At 59.9% G+C, this 21,692-nt stretch carries 20 protein-coding genes; 6 read left to right on the top strand and 14 right to left on the bottom strand.

The window, feature by feature from the left end:
• Positions 1 to 3: 3 nt before the first annotated feature.
• Positions 4 to 3,021 carry a formate dehydrogenase-N subunit alpha gene (gene fdnG / locus AC559A_RS15380; protein ID WP_498818582.1) on the bottom strand — a complete coding sequence of 1,006 codons (3,018 nt, stop codon included), beginning with the start codon at positions 3,019 to 3,021 and terminating at the stop codon, positions 4 to 6.
• Between the two features lie 1,059 nt (positions 3,022 to 4,080).
• Between fdnG and AC559A_RS15385 the strand changes: the two genes are divergently transcribed.
• The 3 genes from AC559A_RS15385 to AC559A_RS15395 all read left to right on the top strand — a co-directional run bounded on the left by AC559A_RS15385 (position 4,081) and on the right by AC559A_RS15395 (position 6,667).
• On the top strand, positions 4,081 to 4,872 hold the full coding sequence (locus AC559A_RS15385) for an acyl-CoA dehydratase activase (protein WP_498818583.1): 792 nt from the start codon (positions 4,081 to 4,083) through the stop codon (positions 4,870 to 4,872).
• Between the two features lie 66 nt (positions 4,873 to 4,938).
• On the top strand, positions 4,939 to 6,099 hold the full coding sequence (locus AC559A_RS15390) for a double-cubane-cluster-containing anaerobic reductase (RefSeq protein WP_498818584.1): 1,161 nt from the start codon (positions 4,939 to 4,941) through the stop codon (positions 6,097 to 6,099).
• Between the two features lie 97 nt (positions 6,100 to 6,196).
• Complete coding sequence (locus AC559A_RS15395; RefSeq protein ID WP_498818585.1) at positions 6,197 to 6,667, top strand: HAD family hydrolase; 471 nt, start codon at positions 6,197 to 6,199, stop codon at positions 6,665 to 6,667.
• Between the two features lie 195 nt (positions 6,668 to 6,862).
• On the opposite strand, the gene AC559A_RS15400 is transcribed toward AC559A_RS15395, so the two are convergent.
• From AC559A_RS15400 to AC559A_RS15420, 5 genes are all read right to left on the bottom strand, one after another.
• Positions 6,863 to 7,630 carry a phosphate ABC transporter ATP-binding protein gene (locus tag AC559A_RS15400; RefSeq protein WP_498818586.1) on the bottom strand — a complete coding sequence of 256 codons (768 nt, stop codon included), beginning with the start codon at positions 7,628 to 7,630 and terminating at the stop codon, positions 6,863 to 6,865.
• Positions 7,627 to 8,517, bottom strand: a complete 891-nt coding sequence (locus AC559A_RS15405) for a PstA family ABC transporter permease (RefSeq protein ID WP_498818588.1) — start codon at positions 8,515 to 8,517, stop codon at positions 7,627 to 7,629. The genes AC559A_RS15400 and AC559A_RS15405 overlap by 4 nt, the downstream gene beginning before the upstream one ends.
• Positions 8,514 to 9,362 carry a PstC family ABC transporter permease gene (locus tag AC559A_RS15410; RefSeq protein WP_498818589.1) on the bottom strand — a complete coding sequence of 283 codons (849 nt, stop codon included), beginning with the start codon at positions 9,360 to 9,362 and terminating at the stop codon, positions 8,514 to 8,516. The genes AC559A_RS15405 and AC559A_RS15410 overlap by 4 nt, the downstream gene beginning before the upstream one ends.
• A gap of 21 nt (positions 9,363 to 9,383) precedes the next feature.
• Entirely contained in the window at positions 9,384 to 10,214 is an 831-nt protein-coding gene (locus AC559A_RS15415) for a phosphate ABC transporter substrate-binding protein (RefSeq protein WP_498818591.1), read from the bottom strand.
• Between the two features lie 408 nt (positions 10,215 to 10,622).
• A complete protein-coding gene (locus AC559A_RS15420) occupies positions 10,623 to 10,931 on the bottom strand; it encodes an IscA/HesB family protein (RefSeq protein ID WP_028572161.1) in 309 nt (102 codons plus the stop codon).
• Positions 10,932 to 11,228: 297 nt separating this feature from the next.
• Here AC559A_RS15420 and AC559A_RS15425 point away from each other — a divergent pair, with 297 nt between their 5' ends.
• A complete protein-coding gene (locus AC559A_RS15425; protein ID WP_498818593.1) occupies positions 11,229 to 11,849 on the top strand; it encodes a hypothetical protein in 621 nt (206 codons plus the stop codon).
• 277 nt (positions 11,850 to 12,126) lie between these two features.
• Here the strand turns inward: AC559A_RS15425 and AC559A_RS15430 are convergent, their stop codons facing one another.
• Genes AC559A_RS15430 through AC559A_RS15440 form a run of 3 tightly spaced genes read right to left on the bottom strand, consistent with a single transcriptional unit; the run spans position 12,127 to position 16,745 of the window.
• Positions 12,127 to 12,540, bottom strand: coding sequence for a DUF4143 domain-containing protein (locus AC559A_RS15430; RefSeq protein ID WP_028572163.1), 414 nt, complete (start codon positions 12,538 to 12,540; stop codon positions 12,127 to 12,129).
• 42 nt (positions 12,541 to 12,582) lie between these two features.
• Positions 12,583 to 15,621, bottom strand: a complete 3,039-nt coding sequence (locus tag AC559A_RS15435) for an efflux RND transporter permease subunit (RefSeq protein WP_498818594.1) — start codon at positions 15,619 to 15,621, stop codon at positions 12,583 to 12,585.
• Positions 15,618 to 16,745, bottom strand: coding sequence for an efflux RND transporter periplasmic adaptor subunit (locus AC559A_RS15440; protein ID WP_498818595.1), 1,128 nt, complete (start codon positions 16,743 to 16,745; stop codon positions 15,618 to 15,620). The genes AC559A_RS15435 and AC559A_RS15440 overlap by 4 nt, the downstream gene beginning before the upstream one ends.
• Positions 16,746 to 16,995: 250 nt before the next feature.
• On the opposite strand from AC559A_RS15440, the gene AC559A_RS15445 reads away from it, so the two are divergent.
• Positions 16,996 to 17,445 (top strand): MarR family winged helix-turn-helix transcriptional regulator, encoded by a 450-nt coding sequence (locus tag AC559A_RS15445; protein WP_028572165.1) that lies wholly within the window; start codon positions 16,996 to 16,998, stop codon positions 17,443 to 17,445.
• Between the two features lie 92 nt (positions 17,446 to 17,537).
• Here the strand turns inward: AC559A_RS15445 and AC559A_RS15450 are convergent, their stop codons facing one another.
• From AC559A_RS15450 to AC559A_RS15460, 3 genes are all read right to left on the bottom strand, one after another.
• On the bottom strand, positions 17,538 to 17,759 hold the full coding sequence (locus AC559A_RS15450; RefSeq protein ID WP_498818596.1) for a hypothetical protein: 222 nt from the start codon (positions 17,757 to 17,759) through the stop codon (positions 17,538 to 17,540).
• Between the two features lie 188 nt (positions 17,760 to 17,947).
• Entirely contained in the window at positions 17,948 to 18,253 is a 306-nt protein-coding gene (locus AC559A_RS15455; protein ID WP_084031980.1) for a type II toxin-antitoxin system RelE/ParE family toxin, read from the bottom strand.
• The gene (locus AC559A_RS15460; RefSeq protein WP_028572167.1) at positions 18,250 to 18,483 is read right to left on the bottom strand and encodes an addiction module protein; all 234 of its coding nucleotides are present in this window, start codon (positions 18,481 to 18,483) and stop codon (positions 18,250 to 18,252) included. The genes AC559A_RS15455 and AC559A_RS15460 overlap by 4 nt, the downstream gene beginning before the upstream one ends.
• Positions 18,484 to 18,762: 279 nt before the next feature.
• Here AC559A_RS15460 and AC559A_RS15465 point away from each other — a divergent pair, with 279 nt between their 5' ends.
• A complete protein-coding gene (locus AC559A_RS15465) occupies positions 18,763 to 20,775 on the top strand; it encodes a hypothetical protein (RefSeq protein ID WP_498818597.1) in 2,013 nt (670 codons plus the stop codon).
• A gap of 65 nt (positions 20,776 to 20,840) precedes the next feature.
• Here the strand turns inward: AC559A_RS15465 and AC559A_RS15470 are convergent, their stop codons facing one another.
• Positions 20,841 to 21,548: a RipA family octameric membrane protein gene (locus AC559A_RS15470; protein ID WP_498818598.1), complete on the bottom strand. Its 708-nt coding sequence runs from the start codon at positions 21,546 to 21,548 to the stop codon at positions 20,841 to 20,843.
• Positions 21,499 to 21,692: hypothetical protein (locus tag AC559A_RS15475; protein WP_498818599.1), on the bottom strand; the 194-nt coding region annotated here is incomplete at its 5' end. The genes AC559A_RS15475 and AC559A_RS15470, both read right to left, overlap by 50 nt.

A 21,692-nucleotide genomic window follows, 5' to 3' on the forward strand; every position in this document is an offset into this window, starting at 1 on the left:
CGGCTATGCCTTGCGGATGTTGACCATAAACGCCTTGGTCTCCGGGATGCCGGTATTCGGATCGCCCACGGCCGGGGTCAGCAGGTTCGCCGCGTCCCCGCCGTCCTTGGGGTGCACCCAGCCGTAGTGCCAGGGCACCCCGACCATGTGCAGGCTCTGCCCCATGACCTTGTAGGGTTTCAGGCGGGGAGTGACGATGGCCACGCACTCCACCTGGCCGCGCACGCTTTCCACGATCACCTTCTCCCCGTTGGCGATGCCTCGGAGCTTGGCCAGCTCGGGATCGATCTCCGCGAACATCTGGGGCTGGCATTCCAGAAGCCAGGGGGTCCAGCGGGTCATGACCCCTGTCTGCCAGTGCTCGGTAACCCGGTATGTGGTGCCTATGAAGGGGTAGCGCGGATCGCACACAGCCCGCTTTTCCAGCGGTCCGGAGAAATGCAGGGCCGTGGGGTTGTGCAGTTGACTGGAGAACGGTTGCTCTTCAAAGGGGCATTCCAGGGGTTCGTAGTGTTCCGGGAAAGGACCGTCCACCAAGCCGGGACCGAAAAGACGCCCGAAGCCCTCGGTGGTCATAATGAAGGGGTGTCTCTCCGATGGCGGCCAGGGACCGTCGGGCACGTCGCCGACCCACTTGCTCTGCTCCCACTTGATGACCGCCTTTTGCGGGGCAAAGGGCTTGCCCTGTTGATCCACCGAGGCCCGGTTGTACAGGACGCGCCTGTTTACCGGCCAGGCCCAGGCCCAGTTGGGGAACAGACCGATGTTGGCCTGCATCTCGGTCTGGGTCTTGTCGCGGCGGGCCATCAGGTTTCCAGCCTCGGTGAACGAGCCGCAGTACAACCAGTTGGCGCAGGCCGTGGAACCGTCGTCCTGGAGTAAGGCAAAGCTTGGCACCTGGGTTCCGGCTTTATAGGTGGTATCGCCGATCTTTTTGTCCTTAAGAAAATAGCCATTGTGAAGCTTGGCCATCTTGACGGAGTCAAACCTGCCGTCCGTAACCACGGCATCCAGGGTGAAACTGGCCACTGGATCGGGAAACGCACCCCCTTCCTCCTGGTAGAGTTCCTTTATCCGCTTGACCAGCATGACCATCATGTCCCCGTCGATCTTGCTCTCTCCCATCGGTGCGGGACCGGCGTACCGCCACTGGGCCCAGCGTCCGGAATTGGTGATGGAGCCTTCTTTTTCGTAAAACACCGCGGCCGGAAGCATGAAGACCTCGGTCTTGATCTTGGCGGGGTCCATGCCCGGACCGTGCCAGAAAGAACCGGTCTCATTCTGGAAGATGTTCACGTTGACCAGCCAGTCCAGCTTGGTCATGGCTTCCCTGGTCTTGTTGGAATGCGCGCCGCTGACCGCCGGGTTCATGCCCCAGGCGAACAGGCCTTTGAACTTGCCTTGGAGCATGTGGTCGAACATTACCAGCCAGGAGCAGTTCTGGCCCACGTCCAGCCGAGGCATGAAGTTGTAGCTCTCCTCGGGCGTCTTGTCCGGATACATGGCCTTGAGCAGGCTGGCGATGTACTTGGGCCGGTTCTGCCACCAGTTGGCGCTCTTGGGATCATGGCTGACCGGAGTATTGGCCTTGTTGTAGTCGGCCAGGGTGGGCCAGACCGCACGGGGCGTAGGATTGTAGGCCGGGATAATGTGATAGAGCAAAGCGCTGTCCGTGGAGCCCTGGACATTGGCCTCGCCGCGCAGGGCGTTCACCCCGCCGCCGGCGTTGCCCACGTTGCCCAGAAGAAGCTGGATCATGGCCATGGTCCGGATCAACTGGACCGCGATGGTGTGCTGGGTCCAGCCCATAGCGTAGGTGTTGGTCCCGGACTTGTCCGGCTTTCCCGTGGCGGCGTAGGCCTTGTAGACTTCCAGAAGCTTATCCTTGGGCGTGCCGGTGGTCTCGGAGACCCGGTCCAGGGTGTAGCGCTCGAAGTGCTTTGTGAGCAGTTGGAAGACGCAGTTCTTGTCCTTAAGCGTCAAGTCGCGCTTGGGCACCCCCTTGTCGTCCAACTGATATGTCCAGGTGGACTTGTCGTAGGCGTTTTTCTCCGGATCCCATCCAGAAAACAGCCCGTCGTCAAAACCGAAATCCGGGTTCACCAGGAAAGCCGCGTTGGTGTAGTTGACCACGTAGTCCCTGAAATACAGGTTATTATCCAGGATATACTTGATCATCCCACCCAGAAAGGGGATGTCCGTGCCGGAGCGCATCGGAGCGTAGATGTCGGCCTTGCTGGAAGTCCGGTTGAAGCGCGGGTCCACGCTGATCAGGGTCGCCCCCCGTTCCTTGGCCTTCATGATCCATTTGAAGGAAACCGGGTGACATTCCGCCGGGTTGCCGCCCATCATCAGAATACAGTCGCTGTTCATCAGATCGTTGTAGTGGTTGGTCATGGCCCCGCGACCAAAAGACTCTGCCAGGGACGGCACGCTGGAACTGTGACACAGTCTGGCTTGGTGTTCGATGTACACCAGCCCCAGGCTGCGCATCAGGGAAGAAAGGTACCAGCACTCCTCAGTGTCCAGAGCCGCAGACCCCACATGAGCGATGCCGTCCGTTCGGTTGACCACCTGCCCCTGGGCATTGGTCGTCACGAAGGTCTGGTCCCTGGCCTCCTTGACCTTCCGGGCGATCCGATCAATGGCCCAATCCCACGTCTTTTCCTCCCACTTGTCGCCGTAAGGCGCGCGGTAAAGCACCTTGGTCACCCGATTCTCATTCTCGGCCAACTGATAGACCGAGGCCCCCTTGGCGCACAAAGACCCTTCGCTGATGGGATGATCCGGATCACCTTCCACGTTGACGGTCCGCCCCTTGCCGCCAAGGGCCGTGTGGACGATCAGACCACATCCCACGGAACAGTAGCAACAGACCGAGGTTGTTTCCTTGGCGTCCCGGAGTTGCAGTAGCTCAGCCTTGGCCACGGCTGGCCTGAGATTGAATCCCAGGCCGCCGAAAGCCAGGGCCGAACCGGTCACGGCCGAAAACTTGAGGAAGTTTCTGCGGTTAATCTGCATAATGACTCCTTAAAGTTGAAAGTGACACGGCAAGACGCCCCTGCCGAGGATATATGTATCTACTCTCCGGCAAATGCATGCCGCTGAGTTTGATGCGTGGAACGGATGGCCCGTGCGAGTGCGCCAGGAAGAAAACTTAAAACAAAGCTTTGGAAGGATTGACGCACCGCTTCCAAATGCGGACTTCAAATATGAGCGGCGGCTGATGATCAACAGTTCAGATCGTCGGGGAAAGCCGACTCCTGAAGGAGATGGTCGGCAAAAGGCACGGGATGGCAGAGAGTTGGAAAGCGGAAGATGAAAGGCGGAGACGGCGGAGAAAAGAGCGAACGGGATTGACGACCGATCAAGGAGAGTCGGCCCGGGAGGTCGCAAGCGACCATGATGAAGATGCGTCAACAGTGATAACACGCAACAATTCCGTATTGTTCAGGTGCAGTAAAGCCCTTCCGGCATCAACTCCTGAATCAAGGCGAACTCGCCTCAACAAGGGGAAGGTTCAGGAATTTCTGAAAGTATGGGACATGGTCCGTGGCTCTCTCGGTTTCATCATGAAGGTTCGGATTTGATCAGTTCGGTGTCCTTGAGCAAATGCCCTTACGGAGCATACGGCATAACTATGTAAAATTTACGATAGAGGTCAATAGTTCTTCATATTCGGCAAGCTTTGGCACAAATTTTACTCATAATATAATGTATTTCTAAGGCTTCTGATAGTTTTACCGTAATACATTCAAAATATAAATCGCAATAATCGCAAAAATGACATACCTACAACCAAAGACTACAGATTATTAAAAATACTTACTTGAACGCCGCGCCATTGAAAAAAACGATATACAAACTACCAATGCATAGACAATTGCAATTAGACACCAAACCCAATGATACGATACCACTCCATCATAACACTCAGGCGTCCCGCATAGGGTTTCCGTAAAAAACGAATATTATCAAGCCATGAACTATTCATGCGCGGGTCGTATCTGGACAGCTTCTATTTCACCTTGAGGCTTTTGCTTTTCAAGACAACCTTTGCTCAAGGCTTCTCCTTCATCCATGACGCAGTCCATTTACACCGGACGAACAGCCGGAATCGACATCGGCTCACGGTCCATCGAGCTGGTCGTCATCGACACGGCAGGAAGAATCCTCCAACAAGTCAGGACTTCAACAACCTTTGATCCCTTGCGCCAGTGTCGTGATATTCTTGAAGGGATTGGGGTGGAGCGAACGACGGCCACGGGCTATGGTCGCAAGCTGTTCGTGGAAAGCGGCATCCTGGAGCCGTGCGGGGCGATTACGGAGATCCAGGCATATGCCCTGGGCACGGCGCTCTTGTTTCCAGAGGCACGCACCGTCCTGGACATCGGCGGCCAAGACACCAAGGTCATTTCCCTGGGGCCGGGAGGGCGGGTGCTGAAGTTCGAGATGAACGACCGTTGTGCCGCCGGGACGGGCAAGTTCCTGGAAATCATGGCCACTTCGCTGCAAGTCCCCATTGAGGAGTTCGGCGATTTCGCCTTGCGGGCAACCAAACAGGTACGCATCAGCAGCATGTGTACCGTGTTCGCCGAGTCCGAGGCCACGTCCCTGATGGGCCGGGGCGAAAGGCCGGAGAACATCGCCATGGGCCTGCACCTGGCCATCGTGGAACGCACCATGGCCATGCTCAACAGGGTCGGTCTGGAGCCTCCCCTGTGCTTCGCCGGAGGCGTGGCCCACAACCGTTGCGTGATCAAACTGCTTCGGGAACGGATCGGAGAACGGATCGTCCTCCCGGAGCAACCGGATATGGTCGGCGCGCTGGGCGCGGCATTGCATGGCTTGAGGACGGGATCCGACGGATAAGGAGTGGTCGCTCTCCATCATTTGCAAAGCCTGCCACATCAATCCTTCACCCAAGAAAATGATGTCATGACGACTCCCAAACCCCACTGCTTCCCCCGGTTCGAGAACTGGGCGGAAAAGAGCCTGCTGGATTTGGACACGGCCCGCCGGGAAGGCGCGAAGATTGCCGGGGTGTTCTGCACCTACGCCCCCTTGGAGCTGGTCCGGGCCGCGGGAGCCGTGCCCATTTCCCTGTGCGGCAAGAAGCAGGAGCCCATCAGCGCGGCGGAAAGGCGCCTCCCGGCAAACCTCTGCCCCCTGATCAAGTCCAGTTACGGCTATGCCGTCACGGATACCTGCCCGTTCTTCGCGGCCAGCGACTTCATCCTCGGGGAGACCACCTGCGACGGCAAGAAGAAGATGTTCGAGCTGCTGCAAGAGATCAAACCGCTGCACCTGCTCCATCTGCCGTATCTGCAGAACGATAAAGCGGCCCTGGCCTTCTGGATGGACCAGATCCGGCGGATGCAAGCCTTTCTTGAGCAGACCACGGGGCAGCGGATCACCCGGGACCGTCTCCAGAAGGAAATCAGTGCTGCCAACAGGGTTCGACGGCTCTTGATGGAAATCGCTTACATGGCCAGTGAGCATCCAATCCCACTTTCCGGCCTGGACGCCATGCGCGTTTTCGAAAGCTCCTCATTCGTCGTGGATCAGTCCGAGTTTGCCCGACTGCTGGAGACCATGGCGCGGGAGCTGGCCGAGATGAAAACCCAGGGCGTATCCGTTTGCACGGCCGACGCGCCGCGCATTCTGCTCACCGGGTGTCCGGTGGGCAAAGGATCAGACAAGGTTCTGAAACTAATCGAGGACAGCGGCGCCGTGGTGGTCTGCCTGGAAAACTGCACCGGATTCAAGAATTTCGATCTTCTGGTGGATGAGACCGGGAATCCGTTCGAAGCCCTGGCCCACCGCTACCTGCGCATCCCCTGCTCCTGCATGACCCCCAACCAGGGGCGATTCGACCTGATCTCCAGGCTGACCCGGGATTTCCAGATCCAAGGCATCGTCGACCAGACCTGGCAGTGCTGCCACACCTACAACGTTGAGGCCCACGGAATAAAGACCCTGGCGGAACAAACCCTGAACATCCCGTTTCTGCACATTGAAACCGACTACTCGGAGTCGGATACGGAACAGCTCCGAACACGCATCGAGGCTTTTTTGGAAATCGTGGCCATGAACTGAAAGGCCACGGCGGCATAAAACTCAACCTTTGAACGCCATGAGGACATTTCGCCGCCGATGCCGATGGGTTCTTCAAATAATACAAGTGATAACCACCATGCTGACCATCGACATACCCGGCTGGACAAGCCTGACTCTCGAACATCTTGTTTTGGACTTCAACGGCACCCTGGCTCGGGACGGCAAGCTGTTGCCCGGTGTGCGCGAGCGGCTGAACAATCTGGGCCCGGCGCTGGAAATCCATGTGCTCACGGCGGACACCTTCGGCAGCGTGCAGGACCAGATGCGGGGAATCGCCTGCGCGGTGTCCGTCATCCCGGCGTCCGAACAGGCCAGGGCCAAGGCCGCGTATCTGGAGAAACTGGGACCTTCCGGATGCGTCGCCGTGGGTAACGGCCGCAACGACGTCCTGATGCTTGAAGCCGCGGCCCTGGGCATCGCCCTACTCCAGGAGGAAGGCGCGGCTCCGCAAACCTTGGCCGCTGCCGACGTGGTCTGCCGATCCGTGTGCGACGCTCTCGATCTCTTAACGCACCCCCTGCGTCTTTCGGCGACTCTGCGCGGATAGCAGCTGAAATATCCCGGTGATAGGAAAAACGGGGCCTTTGGCTTTCGTCCATGGTTTCAGAAACGGGCTCCTGTTACCCCACATTTTGCTGTTCGAAGAATATGTAGGGTAATTGCTCACATATCTTTGCGTTCCGTGCACGAGAAGGAAGCGGCAAGCCATCAGGGGTCAATCGCGGTTCAGGTCAAAGTCGCCTCAGAATATCTCCTCCATAATCCTCCGGCAGCTATCCTGGTTTTCGAGTTCATTTCGGGACAACTCGGAAACCAGTTCTCCGTCTCGCAGCACCACCGCACGGTCCGCGAGACGGCGCATCTGGCCCAGGCTGTGGGTCACGGCGAGTATCCCATAGCGTTGTTTCAGCTCCTGAAACAACGCTTCAATTTTCCGAGTGGCCTTGAAATCCAGGGAGGCTGTCGGTTCATCCAAGAGCAGGATGGCCGGTTCCAGGGCCAGGGCTCTTGCCAGGCACAACCGCTGTTGCTGCCCGCCCGACAGATTCAGGGCGTTGTCGTGCAGGCGATCCCTGACCTCGTCCCAGAGCCAGACATCCCGCAGAGCCTGTTGGACCCGTTGCTCCACCGTCGCCTTGTCCAACCCCAGGGATACCCGCAGAGGCAGGGCCACGTTCTTGTGGATGGAAAAGGGCAGGACGTTGGGGTGCTGGAATACCATGCCCATGCGCAGACGCAGTTCGGGCAGGGAGATGTCTTTGGCATAGCAGTCCAGCCAGCGATCTTGCGGACGAAAACGAACCCTCCCGCTGGTTTCGCACCCGGAGAATTCCTCGTTCAGCCGGTTCACGGCCCGCAGCAGCGTCGTCTTGCCGGAGCCGGACGGCCCCACTGCCATGACCAGTTCTCCGGGATGGATGCTCAGGCTGACTCCGGACAAAACGGTCTGGCCACCGAAACGCACTGTCAGATCGTTGATGTCCAGGAGAGGTTCAGAATGCGTCATCATGCTTTCCATCGTTTTTCCATGGTTCTTTGTACGCCGAAGGCCAGGCAGAACAACAGTCCCGTGAGCGTCAGCAAAACCAGGGCCGTGCCGAAGGCTTGGTCCAATTCAGCAGATGTGCGGTGTTCCGCGGCCAGATAATAGATGCGGAAGGGCAGGGCCTCGAACTTGTCCCACAGGCTGCGGGGTAGAAAGGCCTGGGCCACCACGCCGGTGAGCAGGATCACGGCGGTGTCCTCGGCGGCCCGGCCCATGGCCAGGATCACGCCGCCCAGGATTCCCCGTCCCGCCGAGGGCAGCAGAACGTGCCGGATGTTCTGCCACGCGCCGAACCCCAGGCTGGGGCCGAGCAGACGCAGATGGGCCGGGAGTCCCGATAAGGCGTTCTGGGTTGTCCGAACCAGGTAGGGCAGGATCAGCAGGGCGATGCAGATCGCGGCCAGCAGCAGACAGGTCTTGGCCTGGGGGGCGAAGGTATGCCGCAGGACCACGATCATGCTGAACCCGAACAGTCCCATGACAATGGACGGAATACCGGCCATCAGATCCACGGCGAACCCCGCCACGCCCTGAAAGCGGGGGGTCGCATACTCGGCAAGATAAATGCCCCCGGCAATCCCCACGGGCACGGCCATGGCGCAGGACAGCACCACCAGGAGCAATGTTCCGGCCAGAGCGGACCACAGCCCCCCAAAGGCTGGTCGGGCTCCGGTCATAGCCTCCCACCAGTGGGTCTGTCCAAAGAACAGCTCCGTCCCCAGCACGCCCGCTCCCCGGTAGAGGAGGAACCCCATTACGGCAAGCACCGCCATGGCCGTGCCTAGTGCCGCAGCCCAGCAAAAGACCACGGTGGCCTGGTCGGCAAACCGGCGGCGAGTTCCCGGGTTCATGAGCTGAAGGAGCGGCCCAGGCCGCGCAGGGCCAGATTGATCAGAATCATGATCAGAAACAGAATCAGGCCGGAAGCGAACACGGAATGGTAGAACGTGCTTTGGCTGTCCGTGGCCACGACCAGGCCGATATGCGCGGTGAGGGTGCGGATGGAGTCCAGAGGGGAGCCGGGAACCATGGGGGCGTTGCCGGCCAGCATCAATGAAATCAGGGTATCGCCCACGGCCCGGCCAAATCCCAGGATCACAGCGGCCAGCAGCCCGCGCCGGGACAAGGGAAGAAGGACATGGCGGATATAGGACGGCCTGGATAAACCCAGTGAGGCGCAGGTCGTCCGGGCCGTACGGTCCACTTCGCGCAGTGTGGCGTGAAAAACCAGAACAATGGTCGGGAGAATCAGCAACGTCAGGGCGATCATGGCCGTGAGCAGGGAAAAACCGGTACCCCGATCAAACCATTGGCGCATCAACGGGACCAGGAGAAAAATCGAGACAAAGCCGTAGATCACCGTGGGAATGCTGGTCATGTAATGGATCATGGCCAGACAAAGGCCTTTGATTTGCCCGGGTGCCAGCACCTGGACGAAGCACGAGACGCCCACGGCCAAAGGCGTGGCCAGAGTCAAAGCCCCGAGTGAGAGAAGCAGAGAACCCGTGACCATCGGCAGGATGCCGAATTGGCCTTGAAACGGCAGCCAATGCCACGACAATACCGCGCCCAGCCCGCCCGCGGTGAACAGCGGCAGCACGAGATAGACCAGGACCAGCAGGATGCAGAAGGCCGCCGCGACGCAAGTCGTCGCGGCGGCGCACAAGATATGCCGAATCCAGGATTCGGAAAGCATGGGGAGATAAGCTGCTGGAAGCTACCGCATCGGGATGTAACCGGAAGCGCGAATGATCTCGGCCCCGTCCTCGCTCAGGACGTAATCGATGAACGCCCTGGTCAGGCCCTCGGGCTCGCCCTTGGTGTTCATGTACAGGTGGCGGATCACCGGGTAGCTGCCGTCAATGGCCGTTTCCTGGGAAGGGACGATCCCGTCCACGGCCAGGGGCTTCACGTTATCGTCGATGTGGCCGATGCTCATATACCCTATGGCGTTGCGATCCTGAGAGACCGCCACTTTCATGGCTCCGTTGGACTGGATGATGTTCGCCGTGCCCACCACGGGCTCCTTCTTCAGCAGCTTGCCCCAAAACACCTCGTGGGTGCCGCTGGCCTCCTCCCGTCCGTAAACGTGAATGGCCGCGTCGTTGCCGCCCACTTCGTTCCAGCGGGTGATCCGGCCGGCGAAAATGTCCCTGATCTGTTGGGCGGAAAGATCCGCGATCTGGTTGGCAGGATGTACAATCGGCGCCACGCCGTCGATGGCGAAGGCGAAGGAGCGCAGGCCGTACTTGCTCACTTCCTCGTCAGACAAGGCGCGTCCGGTGTTGCCGATGGCCACCAGACCCTCCCCGGCCTTTTGCACGCCGATCCCCGTGCCCCCGCCAGCCACGGTGATTCGGACCTTGGGATTGGCCGTCATGATTCGCTTGGCCGCCTCGTTCATCACCGGGATGTGCGCCGTACCTCCGGCGATGTCCAGCGAGCCCTCCATCCCGGCAAACCTGTCCAGGTTCCCGGCCAGGACCGGCGAAGCGAGCAGGATCAGAGCCAGAGTCAGAACAAGAACTTTGCTGTGTGTGGTAAACATGAGGATTTCTCCATTTTAGGATTAAGGGTTGGGGAAGAGAACGGATTTTCATTCACGCAGTCGCCTACAGGATATTTTCCAGGCAGGTCAAATACGTATCATCTATCTAAAACAAACTTTCTCATTGATTTTTTCGATATGCCGATTTGCTTAAAAGGTTCCAGATTCGATTGAATGGGTATGCTTTTCTTGAGAGATCCGATCCTGTTGTTCTTGGCAAGCGTACATGGTGGAGCAAAGCTTTCGCCAAACCGAGGAACTCACCCGAAGCACTTGGCTGACAGCCAATGCGTGACGCTCGGAAAGAAAATTGAGTTCAAAAAAAAGGCACGACTCAAGCCGTGCCTTGTTACCGTCCGGTACCCGTGCCGACAAAAGCCAACTCCGGGACGGATAGGAATCAGTCCATCAACAAGACGAACAACTTCCCCCGCACCCACCGCCTCCGCCGCCCACCTGGACCTCGGAGGAGACGGCGAATCCGTACGGCGTCATGTCGATCTTGATGGCCCCGGCTTTTTGGCTCAATTCCTTGTCGATGAGAAAGGTATAGCCGCTGAGTTCCTGCACCAAGTCCGTCTCCTGCTCCGTGTCCAAAGCCAGGGAGAGCCGTTCTCCACCGCATCCGGCGGCCAGAAAAACCCGAATCGGGGATTGCTCCTTGCCTTGAAAGTGGCTGTCCAGTTGTTCCTTCACGGAAGGGGTGATTTCAATCATGTTTGTGGTCCTCTTGGGTTAAGTGTTTGCTTTTGTGAGACGTGCATAACATCGGGTAAGAACAAGAACCCGAAAAGTCAAATAGCCTCCCTATATTGTATTGCCGCAAGAGCATTTGCCGTTCCAATTGATGAGGGCAACCGTTTCGCCCCGTGCATCGAAAAAGACAATCTTCCGAAGAAGCATTCATTTGTCTTTCAAATTAGACAGCAAGCTCAAAGATGCGCTAAAAGAATCCGGTTCCGTGAACACATGACTGTTTCCACCGCACCGACACCGAATGCTCGGAGGTTTTCCATGGCCGTGATCATCGCCGACCCTGCCCAGTTTTCCAAGAAAACAGCCAGAATGCTCAAATCCGGAGGTAAAGCCGGGGGCGCTGCCAGGCAGGCCCAGACAATTATCCAGGACCTGGCCGACAGCGGTCGCTTGGACCCCAATGTTGCCCGGAAGTTGACCACCAACGGCGAGGCCAGAATGGAAAACTGCTGGAAATTCAACCTCGCCGGTGGGCATCGGCTGGTCCTGGCCAGGCATGAGGGAGACTTCGTCTTCCTGTTCCTGGGAACCCACGATGAAACCGACACCTGGATCAAAAACAACTCCGGGCTCAAGCTGGATGTCTCCGGAGGGGAAATCGTCCCCGGAGCTGCATCGGGCCCGAAAGGCCACCTGAACGACCATCGGAACGGCCATCTGAAAGGCCACCTGAAAGGCCATCTGAGCGACCACCTAAACGACCACCAAAACGCGTCCGGAGCGCCCGAAACATCCAGAGCATTGGGCTCGTCATACGCGGACGACGACTACTATGAACGCCCCCTCCATGAATTCATCGACCAGAACACGCTCCGGGATATTTTTCGCGGACTGTGCGATGCTCCCGGCCTGAAGGTCGGAAACGAACCGGCCGGCTAATGTGGCAGGCCTGAGTGGCCGCCGTACCATGGCCTGTAGTTCTTGCATGTCGACGTGATCGGTTTCCTTCTCGGAAGGGCCAGGGCTCCTTGGCCGGAAAGGTTGTTCCCAGGATCTCAATACCATTTCCAATTCGAAGCTTCTCTTTCGGTATCGGTATCGGCATCGGGGTCGAATTATTGGGAATAAACAGTATCGATCCCGATACCGATACCGACGCCGATAACTGCATTTCTCAAGCGAAAAACGCATCGCCGAAGTAGAATTGGTATAAGATTCATGCTTCGATGAGTCCAAAAAAATCGCGCCAGGGCAGGCAGAGCGTCGATCCAATGCGGTATGCCCGGTCCATCTCCCCAACGCAAAAGGTTTTAGCGTGAGGGTGTTCGGCTGCAAACGAGGCCAACCCGCGCAGCTCGGATGCGCGAATGGTCTGGCTGCTTTTGATTTCCACGGCCCACAGTTCACGTTCCGTCTCCAGCACGATGTCCACTTCCGCTCCATGCGCCGTACGCCAGTAATGCACCGGCCAGTCCTTTTCCCGATACGACAACAGCCGCTTCAGTTCCAGGATGACGAACTGCTCGAAGAGCCTTCCGTAAACGGTCGTGCCCCGTTGCGGCGCTTCTCCCATACGTCCGCACAGCGTATTGATCACGCCGAGGTCAAACAGGTGGTAGATCGGATGCATGGTCAGGCGCTTGCGGGCGCTTTTGAGGTAGGGGTGCAGCGGTCATCGTCTCGGCGCGAAGCGCTGGACGAGGTCGTCAACAACTTCATAGAATACAGGAATTACCAGCAGGCTCAGGAAGGTCGAGGTGATGAGGCCACCGATCACGACGATGGCCATCGGCGCGCGGAAGCTCGGGTCGGCGCCGAAGCCCAGGGCAATGGGCAGCATCCCGGCGCCCATGGCCAGCGAGGTCATCACGATGGGGCGTGCGCGCTTGCGGCAGGCGTCGAGCAGTGCATCGAGCCTGGGCAACCCGTGGTCGCGTTGTGCCATGATGGCGTACTCAACCAGCAGGATGGAGTTCTTAGTGGCGATGCCCATCAGCATGACCATCCCGATCATGGCGGGCATGCTGAGGTGGGTACTGGTCAGGAACAGCGCCAGGATCGTCCCCGGAATGGACAACAGCAACGCCCCGAGGATTGTCGCCGGCTGCGCCCAGGCGTGGAACAGCAGCACCAGCACGATGTAGATGCAGACCACGCCCGTGCCCATTGCCAGCAGGAAACTCCGGCCAAGTTCGTTGGACGTTTCCGCCTGGCCGATGTCGTGCTTTACCAGGCCCTGCGGCAGGTGGGACAGGCTGTGCAGCGCGTTGGCGCGCCGCTGCACGTCGCCCAGGGCCTGGCCGTCGAGTTCGAGTTCGAAGTTCACGTTGCGCAAGCGGTCGAGTCGGTTGATTTGCGCCGGGCCGCTGGTGATCTCAATGTCCGCTATGTCGCGCAGCGGCACCGGGCCCCGCGCGCCCGGCACCGTGAGCTGGCGCAGCAGTTCGAGATCCCGCGTGGCTTCGTCGGGCAGCCGCACGACGATCGGCACCTGGCGCTGGCCGAGGTTCAGCTTGGGCAGGAACTGGTCGTAGTCGCCTTGTGTGGCCACGCGCACGGTTTCCGCGATGGCGTCGGTGCTCACCCCCAGGTCTGCAGCGCGCGCGGTGTCCGGGCGCACGATCAGCTCGGGCCGCTGCAGGCCCGCGCTGCTGGTCACTTGGCCGATCCCCGCTAGTCCGCGCAGTTCCTGCCCCACCGTGGCCGCATGCTGCGCGAGCAGCTCGCTGTCCTCGCCGGAGAGCACCAGGATGTAGCTTTCGCCCGCAGCCATCTTGATGCGTGCACCGGCCACCGCGTGCAGGCTCGTGCGCAGCTCGCGCTCGATGTCCTGCTGGTTTACGCCCGGGCGTTCCTTGCGTGGCGTCAGGTTCAGCGTCAGCTGGGCCGTGCGGGACTCGGCGACACCGCTCATGGGGTTGTCTCCTGCACTGCCCCCGCCGATGGCGGTGTATATCTGCTTCACATGCGGGTGCGCTGCCGTGATGGCGCGCGCCTCATCGGCGATAGTCCGTGTTTGCGCGTAGGTGCTCCCCGGCGGCAACTCGACGCTGATCCGGGTCTGGCTCAGGTCGCTCGGCGGCATGAAGTCACCCTTGATGGCGCCCGTGAGCAAGGGTATGCCACTGGCAAGACCAAAGGCCGCCGTGATCGCCAGCGTGGCGCACTTGTGTGTGAACGCCCAGCGGGCGGCCTTCAGGTACGCTGGCATCCAGAAGGGCTCGGCATGGGGCTGGGTTGGTTTCTTCAGCAGGTAGGCTGCCATCATCGGCGTGAGCAACCGTGCCACGGCCAGCGAGATAAGCACGGCGATGGAGGCCGTCCAGCCGAACTGCACGAAGAACTTGCCGGCCAGGCCTTGCATGAAGGCAGTGGGCAGGAAAACGGCGATCAGGGTGAAGGTGGTGGCGATTACCGCCAGTCCGATCTCGTCGGCCGCCTCGCGCGCCGCCGCAAGGGGTTCCTTGCCCCGCCCCATATGGCGCATGATGTTCTCGATCTCGACGATGGCATCGTCCACCAGGAGGCCGATCACCAACGACAGGGCCAGCAGGGTGATGATGTTCAGCGTGAACCCCATCCATTGCATGAACAGGAAGGTGGGGATGATGGACAGAGGCAAGGCCGCCGCGCAGATAAGGGTGGCGCGCAGGTTGCGCAGAAAGAGCCCCACCACCAGGACCGCGAGCAAGGAACCTTCGATGAGCAGCGACAGGCTGCCCCGGTAGTTCTCCAAGACCTGGTCAATGGTGTTGACGGCCTCGGTAAGTTCGAGGTCGGGGCGTTCCTTGCGCAACTCGGCAAGCGCCCGGCGCACGCCATGGGCCACGTCCAGGTCGCTGGCGCCGGTGGCGCGAAAGACCTCGAAGCCGACCACCGGCTTGCCGTCGAGGAAGGCCCCGCTGCGGCGCTCGGCCAGTGTGTCGCTCACCGTGGCCACCTGATCCAGGCGCACGCTGCGGCCGTTAGGCAGGGGGATCTCCATCGCCGCCAGCGCTTCGGCCGAGGGCACCGTGCCGACGGTACGCACCGTCTGTTCGCCGCTGCCCAGTCGGGCACGGCCGCCCGGGGCCTCGCGCTGCACCTGGGCGAGCCGACGCGAGATATCGGCGGCATTCAGGCGCAATGCCAGCAGCCGGTCCGGGTCCAGTTCCACGCGCACTTCCCGGCTCGCGCCGCCCACACGGATGATCGCGCCGACGCCAGGCACGGCGAGCAGACGCCGGGTGATCTGGTCTTCCACGAACCACGACAAGGCTTCCTCGTCCATGCGCGATGATGCCACTGTGTAGGTCAGGATCGCCTCGTTCTTGAACTCGATCCTGCTGATGACGGGATCGCGCAAGGCGGCGGGCAGATCGGCCCGCACCCGGGCCACGGCGGCACGGGTGTCGTCCAGGGCTTCCTGGGGCGGCTTCTCCAGGCGGAACTCGGCCGATATAGTGGCCACACCGTCCTGCACCACGGTGTGCAGGTGCCGCAGCCCCTTCATGGTGGCCATTGCGTTTTCCAGCTTGCGCGCCACCTCGGTTTCCATCTGGGCCGGGGCCGTGCCGGGTAAACTGGCCACAACGGTCACCATGGGCAGATCCACGTCCGGGAAGTGCTGGATCTTGGCGCCATGGAATGCGAAGAGGCCCGCCACCGTGAGCATGGCGAACAGCAGGGTGGCTGGGACCGGGTGGTGGATCGACCAGGCGGAGACGTTCATGGCCGTTCCTTCAGCGAGGGATATGCATTCGGGCCTGCGGTCGCGAGGCGCACCGTCACGCCATCCGACAGGAAGCCCACACCGGACTCGACGACCGGCGTACCGGCGTCGAGCCCCTCGCGGATCTCCACCCGGTCACCACGCCGGGCGCCCACCGTCACCTTCTGCTGCCGCACCTGGCTGCCTTCGATGCGGAAGACATAGCTGAATCCGTCACGCAGCAAAACGGCGGTTTCCGGCAGCGTCAGCACCGTATGTTCTGCCAGCAGAAATTCGCCGCGCGCGAACAGCCCTGCGCGCGCCTGCGCGGAAGGCTCAAGGTCCACGTACACGATGCCGGTGCGGGTGTGCGGATCAACCTGCGGCGAAACCCTGCGCACGCGGCCTTCAACGATCTGCGCGCCACCGAGCGCCATGCGAACGGGCTGACCAAGCGCCACCTGTGCGAGTTCCGGCCCGGGTAGCTCGGCACGCCACTCCAACCGGCCCTGGCGCTGCAAGCGCATGAGTTCAGCCCCGGCCTGCACGAGCGCGCCTTCGACGGCAGGTCTGACGCTGATCACCCCCTCGTCCGGTGCGCGCACCTCAGTATACGTCAGACGCAGCGAGTCCGCCTGCACGCGTGCGCGGGCCGCGGCCAAGCGAGCGTGTGCCGCGTCGGCAGCGGACAAGGCCTGGTCGAGGGCCTGCTCAGACAAGACCTTGGTGCGCTGCAACGCCCGGGCACGATCGGCGGCACGCTGCGCCTCTGCGGCATTGACCTCGGCCTCCTGAAGCGCCGCACGGCTGGCGTTCAAATCAGCTTCAAGCGTGCCGGGGCTGAGTTGCGCCAGAAGCTGTCCCTTCTCCACCCGATCGCCGACGTCGACCAGCAGGTGTGACAGGCGTTGCCCGCCGATTTCCGCGCCGATGACGACCTCCTGCCAGGCGGCAACGCTGCCGACGGTGTGCAGGGTTTGCGGCCACCGCTGCGCCGTGGCAAAGGTGTGCTTGACTGTCAGCGCCGGTGCGACTGCGGTGGGCGAGGAGGAAGAAGGGACGGCGCTGCGCATGGCGACAAACAGCGCGGCACAGGCGGCGGAAAGGACAACGATGAAGAAGACAGGGACGAGGTGACGTTTCATAGCTGGAATGCCCATTGCTCGGTGGGACTCGGCGTGGCGCTCCAGCCATCGCCGAGACTTCGGTACAGGCGGATCCAGGCCCGTGCGGGGTTTACCCGCGCGGTTAACAGGTCGTCGTGCGTGGCAGGCACGCACTCGCGGCTCTCGGCTTTGGCTATCATGGGGCTCTTCTTTTGTGGTCGGGACCAAATAATTCGCATTGCGAACCTATTATTGACTCGCATTACGAACCATGTCAAGAAGAATTGCGATGAAAAAGGAAATATCCCTGAAGCAAGCCCCCCCATCCAGCGAGGAACTGGCCGACGCACTTATGACGAGCGCCTTTGTCACGATGGCCGTCGTCAACAAGATTGGCGCCGAAAACGACTTGTCCCTCTCGCTGATTCGTGTCCTAGGAATTCTGTGGGATCGGCGCCCACGCATGGCCGAACTCGCAGACTACCTCGGTCTGGAGAAGCAGACGATGTCGGGACTGATCGCCCGAGCGGAAAAGCGGGGGCTGGTGGCGCGTGCACCGAATGAAGAGGATGGAAGAGCGACAGATGTTTTTCTGACGAGCGATGGGGTCGAGCTCGTAAAGCGGGTGCGTGCCCAGGGCCAACAGGCGCTGGCGCCGATCATCGAAGGGCTCGGCGCGTCGGATCAGCAGCTTCTTCAGGAATTGCTTCTGCGCATGCTTGAAAGTCGGGCGAGCTGAAGACCAGGCAATCCTTATGGGTTAGGATCGGTCGACTCTGACGAGTCCGTCTGCTTCTGCAAAAAGCCTTCGCTCTTCTTTCAGGGTTCATGCTATGTGCAGCTTGCCCCCACCAGCCAGAATTCGAGTTCCCGGCGGAACAGAGAGGGGTCGCGGCTGTACTTGAGGAAGATGTCGGTGGAGAGCAGATTGACGTCGAATCGCGGTCGATCTCCAGGCACGGTGGCCATGTAGGTCGTCTTGCCCGTTTGCCGGGGGCCAAAAAGAAAACAGCTCTGCTCCCCCACGGGCAGCATCAGTTCACGCTGGTACACAAAGACCTCCCAGGTTAATTTTACACGGCAAAATTAACCTGGGAGGTCTTTTCATGGCAAGCCGCTTCTGACTGCCGCTTCTGACTGCCGCTTCTGACTGCCGTCTGAAGTGAAGAACACGGCCGTAAGGACAATTTCGTACCTGCTCCGTTCCTGTTATCCGCATCGAAGCCGGTTGTTCGCCTTTGCTAAATCTCTTCAGTCCTGAGTCGCGACCTCCAGGAATCCGGATGCTTATGCAGATTTTGGACCGCGACGACAAGAATAGCGTCGCCCCGGATCTGATAGAGCAACGCGTACGGGAAACGATTTAAACAACAGCGGCGGGTTCGCTTCGACAACGGCGTCCATGCGGCTGGATACTGCAGGATGCGCTTCAGAGCCCGTTTGACTTCCGCTACGAACTCCAACCCCAAGCCTTCGCTTTGACGATTATAGTATGCAATCGTCTCGGCGAATTCGTCATCGGCGCTTTGGAGAAAGTCCACCTTCACGAGGAGTACTTTTTCTCGACACGGTCGAACACCAGGGATGCCGGAATCGCGGCTATGTCGCCCCGTTCATAGGCGTCAATCCGATCCTCCGCCTCTCGCGCCCACGCCGCATCGATGTCGGCTCGGGCCGGGAAGTCAAAGCTCGCGAGAATCCCCTCGACGAGTTCGGCTCTCTCAATGGGGGGCAGCCCCACGGCCTTCTCAAGAACTAGCTGCGCATGTGTCGTCATGGTTCACCTCTTGCGGAGTACTTTACCCTGAATCCCTTAAACCACATTTTAAGTGGAAGCAACCGGGATGGTTCGGAACCTGTTGACCGAAGCGGACACGAAACTGAACCGCCCGTTTCGTTCAGGAAGCGGGGAGCGCCAAGAATTTCCATCCCGGTCCACACCAGTGTGGACTGGAAGGTCTTGCCCTTCATGCGGATCATGGTATGACGGGCCTCCCCTTTCCGCGAACCACCCTTGAAGCGGAGGTTCGCAAGCGCAAAACAACCGGAGAGGATCATGTCCAACGCTTCCCCACAGCCCTCGAAAACCGACGACGGTCGCTCCAACGACCATCCGGACCGGCAACCCTCGCCATCCGCGGCCGGGGCGGTCGGCCCCTTGGCCTTTGCCCTCAAGACCCTGATCTGGGGCGTGATCGTTTACCTACTGGGCAGCACCTTCGGGAGCCGCGAATACTGGGTTTTCGTCCTGGGCCTGTTCGCCCTGAGCCTTCCCGTGGCCCTGAGCGGATTCTACACCGCCACCATCAACCAGATCCGCCGTCTGACCTTCTTCACCCAGCGGGGCTGGGTCCATGCGCTCTTTTCGCGGCGTCTGCTCAAGGGGTTGTTCTGGGTCGGCTGGGCCCTTGTCTCGTCGTTCTTCCTGCTCATCCAGTTTCACACCTCCACCCGGCTGGAGTGGACCGTCTTTTTTCTGACCGCGCCGGTTTTCTGGGCCCTGTTCCAACTCAGCCGCAAGCTGATCGCCCGGGAAATGCAGCCCTTCCTGGTGACCAGCATGGCCCTGGGCTGGGCGCGAACCCTCACCCCCCTGGTCATGGTCCCGGCCTACGTGCTGACCCTGATGTTTCTGACCGCCCCCACGCACTACCCTTCCCTGTCCGAGGCCATCGACGCCCAAAAGGCCCATGTCGCGGACATGACCGGGAGCGCCCTGGTTTATGAGGTCTCCCAGTATCTCGCGGTATATGACGGGGCCAAGGCCTATTTCCTGGGCAATCCGCCGGGAATCCTCGCAGGCCCGAGCGCGTCCCCGAATGACTTTTTGGATGACTTTCCAAGTGCCTTTTCGAGTGTCTTTTCGGGCACCTTTCCAGACATGCTTTGGGCCGCGGCGTTGGTGGGGCTGGGCGGACTGGTGGTCTTTTTCAACGCCTGCGCCATGCTCTCCTGCCTGCTCATCCCGGGCCTCGAATTCAGGCGCGTCTTCGGCCCGCTCACACCGGCCCAGGTTCCCCCGCCCGTGCCTCCCCGCCGCTTCGCCGCCATCGTGGCCGTGTTCACCTTCGTGGCCCTGTTCATCTATCTGCCGGCCGTCACCTCCCTGGAAAGCCTGCTCCGGAGTAATCCGGAACTGACCCACGAAATGGCCCAGGCCAGAGAGAGCGCCGAAGCCTGGGTCGTGCCCAGGCTGGAACAGATCGACGAACAGTACTTCCGCCCCGGAACCATCGACCGGCTCCATCAAGCCCAACTCCAGGCCCTGCGCACGGTGGAAGCCTCCATGGACCGCCTGGAGGAGCAGGTCGATCTGGCCTTCGACGCCCTGGAAGCCAACGTGGACGGGTACCTGGACTGGTACTACAGCCTGCCCGGAGAATACGCCCGGATCATGCACCTGCTGGTCGGCCAGATCGAAACGTACATGATCCGCAAGCTCGAAGAAAGTCTGCTGGCCGGCGAACCGTTCAAAAACGTGGAATTGGCCCTGAGCAAGGCCATGGCGGAACACAAGACGGCGTTGCAAGTGTACCACGAAGCAGCCCGACGGATCATGGACGAAAACCGGGTCGCCCCTCCGAAGGATGCCGACAAGGTCAGCGTGGAGCGCCGAATCTCCCTGAACGAGGTCTTGAATCCGTCCATGCATGTCGACGTGATCGGCTTCCACACCCGTATCGGCGGCGGAGCCGCCGCCGGGGTCGTGACCGGGGTGGTGGTCAAGAAGGTCGCGGGAAAGGTGGCCGGGAAGAACGTCTTCAAGCTGGCCGCCAAGGCCTTGGCCAAGGCCGCTGGAAGCAAGGCAGCAGGTTCCGCTGGCGGAGCCGCGACAGGTGCCGCGGCCGGTGCGGCCATCGGTTCCGTCATTCCTGGCCTGGGCACCGCCGTGGGCATGATGATCGGCGGCGTGGTCGGCGGTCTGGTCGCTGGCATAACCGTAGACAAGATGCTGCTCATGCTCGAGGAAGCCGTCAGCCGCGAAGACTTCAAACAGGAAATCCTCGCGGCTGTTCAGGAGGCGAGGGCGGAATTCAAGGCTGGGTTGCGTGGGGGATTGCTTTTGTAGGTCGATCAACGTGAAGGACACCGGCCTTGCGCGGCTTTATGCGCAAGGTCCGTGTGGACCGAAAGTTATGCATCGTCTTCATTAACAGCGGTTTCTCTCAGAAAAACTCTAGGATTGTGCTTCCCCTCGTGACTCTTGCCAGCAAGCCAAAATCCCGCACAAGTCGCCAAGGCCAATGCGAAGGGAACCGTTTTCCTCCAGTCAATAGCGCAGCCGGAAAAGCAGATATTTCCAACTGTAGAAAATAAGATGAGCACCCATATCAGCGCAATAAATGTGCTGACCAGTTGATTCACCTTTGAAACCGAAAATGGCTTTGGTGCTACAAAGAAATCGATGACCGAGTCCCGAAGGCACGATGCGCGAGCCGGTCTTTTGGTATGTGTTTTGTAGAGAGGCCCAAACACTTTGTCTTCCATCAGTTCAACGTGATTCTCCCAATTCTCTTGCCAGAACTTACTGCCCTTATTGACGCAATGCCATGCGACTGAGAACACAAGGCCAATACACGCTATGAGAATAAGGACGAACTCTCTTTCTGGATTTGGAGGTGTGCCTGTGGTACGATCATTGAAGAATGCTGCATATCCCACGAAGGCAGCACCAATGAATGTCCAGAAATATGTTGCCCGCTTCCAATAAAGCTCGATTTCAAACTTTCTGATCTCGTAGGCTTGCTTCAATGCCTCCTTGAGAATATTCGGATCGTTCGTAAAGAGTTCATCATATTTTTCTTGTGTAAGTCTGATGTCCCTGCAAAAAGTCAGCGGCAATTATGCGGCCAGCCCCCAGCGATGCCCCTGGTAGGTGTGCTGAAGGGGACGAACCGGAGCAGTTGAGCTGAAAAGGCGATAAAAAGGTGTCCTGAGAAAGTAATTTGACAGTAATTTGCTCTTTGACATGGCTTCCCGCGTCTT

It is taken from the genome of Desulfonatronum zhilinae (genome assembly GCF_900182865.1).
Lineage (GTDB): Bacteria > Desulfobacterota > Desulfovibrionia > Desulfovibrionales > Desulfonatronaceae > Desulfonatronum > Desulfonatronum lacustre.

Bases quoted from the DNA above. Each gene is read 5' to 3' on its own strand.
- AC559A_RS15445 (WP_028572165.1), top strand. From the start codon at position 16,996: ATGAAAAAGGAAATATCCCTGAAGCAAGCCCCCCCATCCAGCGAGGAA.
- fdnG (WP_498818582.1), bottom strand. From the start codon at position 3,021: ATGCAGATTAACCGCAGAAACTTCCTCAAGTTTTCGGCCGTGACCGGT.
- AC559A_RS15400 (WP_498818586.1), bottom strand. From the start codon at position 7,630: ATGATGACGCATTCTGAACCTCTCCTGGACATCAACGATCTGACAGTG.
- AC559A_RS15410 (WP_498818589.1), bottom strand. From the start codon at position 9,362: ATGCTTTCCGAATCCTGGATTCGGCATATCTTGTGCGCCGCCGCGACG.
- AC559A_RS15465 (WP_498818597.1), top strand. From the start codon at position 18,763: ATGTCCAACGCTTCCCCACAGCCCTCGAAAACCGACGACGGTCGCTCC.
- AC559A_RS15385 (WP_498818583.1), top strand. From the start codon at position 4,081: ATGACGCAGTCCATTTACACCGGACGAACAGCCGGAATCGACATCGGC.
- AC559A_RS15390 (WP_498818584.1), top strand. From the start codon at position 4,939: ATGACGACTCCCAAACCCCACTGCTTCCCCCGGTTCGAGAACTGGGCG.
- AC559A_RS15440 (WP_498818595.1), bottom strand. From the start codon at position 16,745: ATGAAACGTCACCTCGTCCCTGTCTTCTTCATCGTTGTCCTTTCCGCC.
- AC559A_RS15430 (WP_028572163.1), bottom strand. From the start codon at position 12,540: ATGCATCCGATCTACCACCTGTTTGACCTCGGCGTGATCAATACGCTG.
- AC559A_RS15395 (WP_498818585.1), top strand. From the start codon at position 6,197: ATGCTGACCATCGACATACCCGGCTGGACAAGCCTGACTCTCGAACAT.
- AC559A_RS15420 (WP_028572161.1), bottom strand. From the start codon at position 10,931: ATGATTGAAATCACCCCTTCCGTGAAGGAACAACTGGACAGCCACTTT.
- AC559A_RS15405 (WP_498818588.1), bottom strand. From the start codon at position 8,517: ATGAACCCGGGAACTCGCCGCCGGTTTGCCGACCAGGCCACCGTGGTC.
- AC559A_RS15435 (WP_498818594.1), bottom strand. From the start codon at position 15,621: ATGAACGTCTCCGCCTGGTCGATCCACCACCCGGTCCCAGCCACCCTG.
- AC559A_RS15415 (WP_498818591.1), bottom strand. From the start codon at position 10,214: ATGTTTACCACACACAGCAAAGTTCTTGTTCTGACTCTGGCTCTGATC.
- AC559A_RS15425 (WP_498818593.1), top strand. From the start codon at position 11,229: ATGGCCGTGATCATCGCCGACCCTGCCCAGTTTTCCAAGAAAACAGCC.
- AC559A_RS15460 (WP_028572167.1), bottom strand. From the start codon at position 18,483: ATGACGACACATGCGCAGCTAGTTCTTGAGAAGGCCGTGGGGCTGCCC.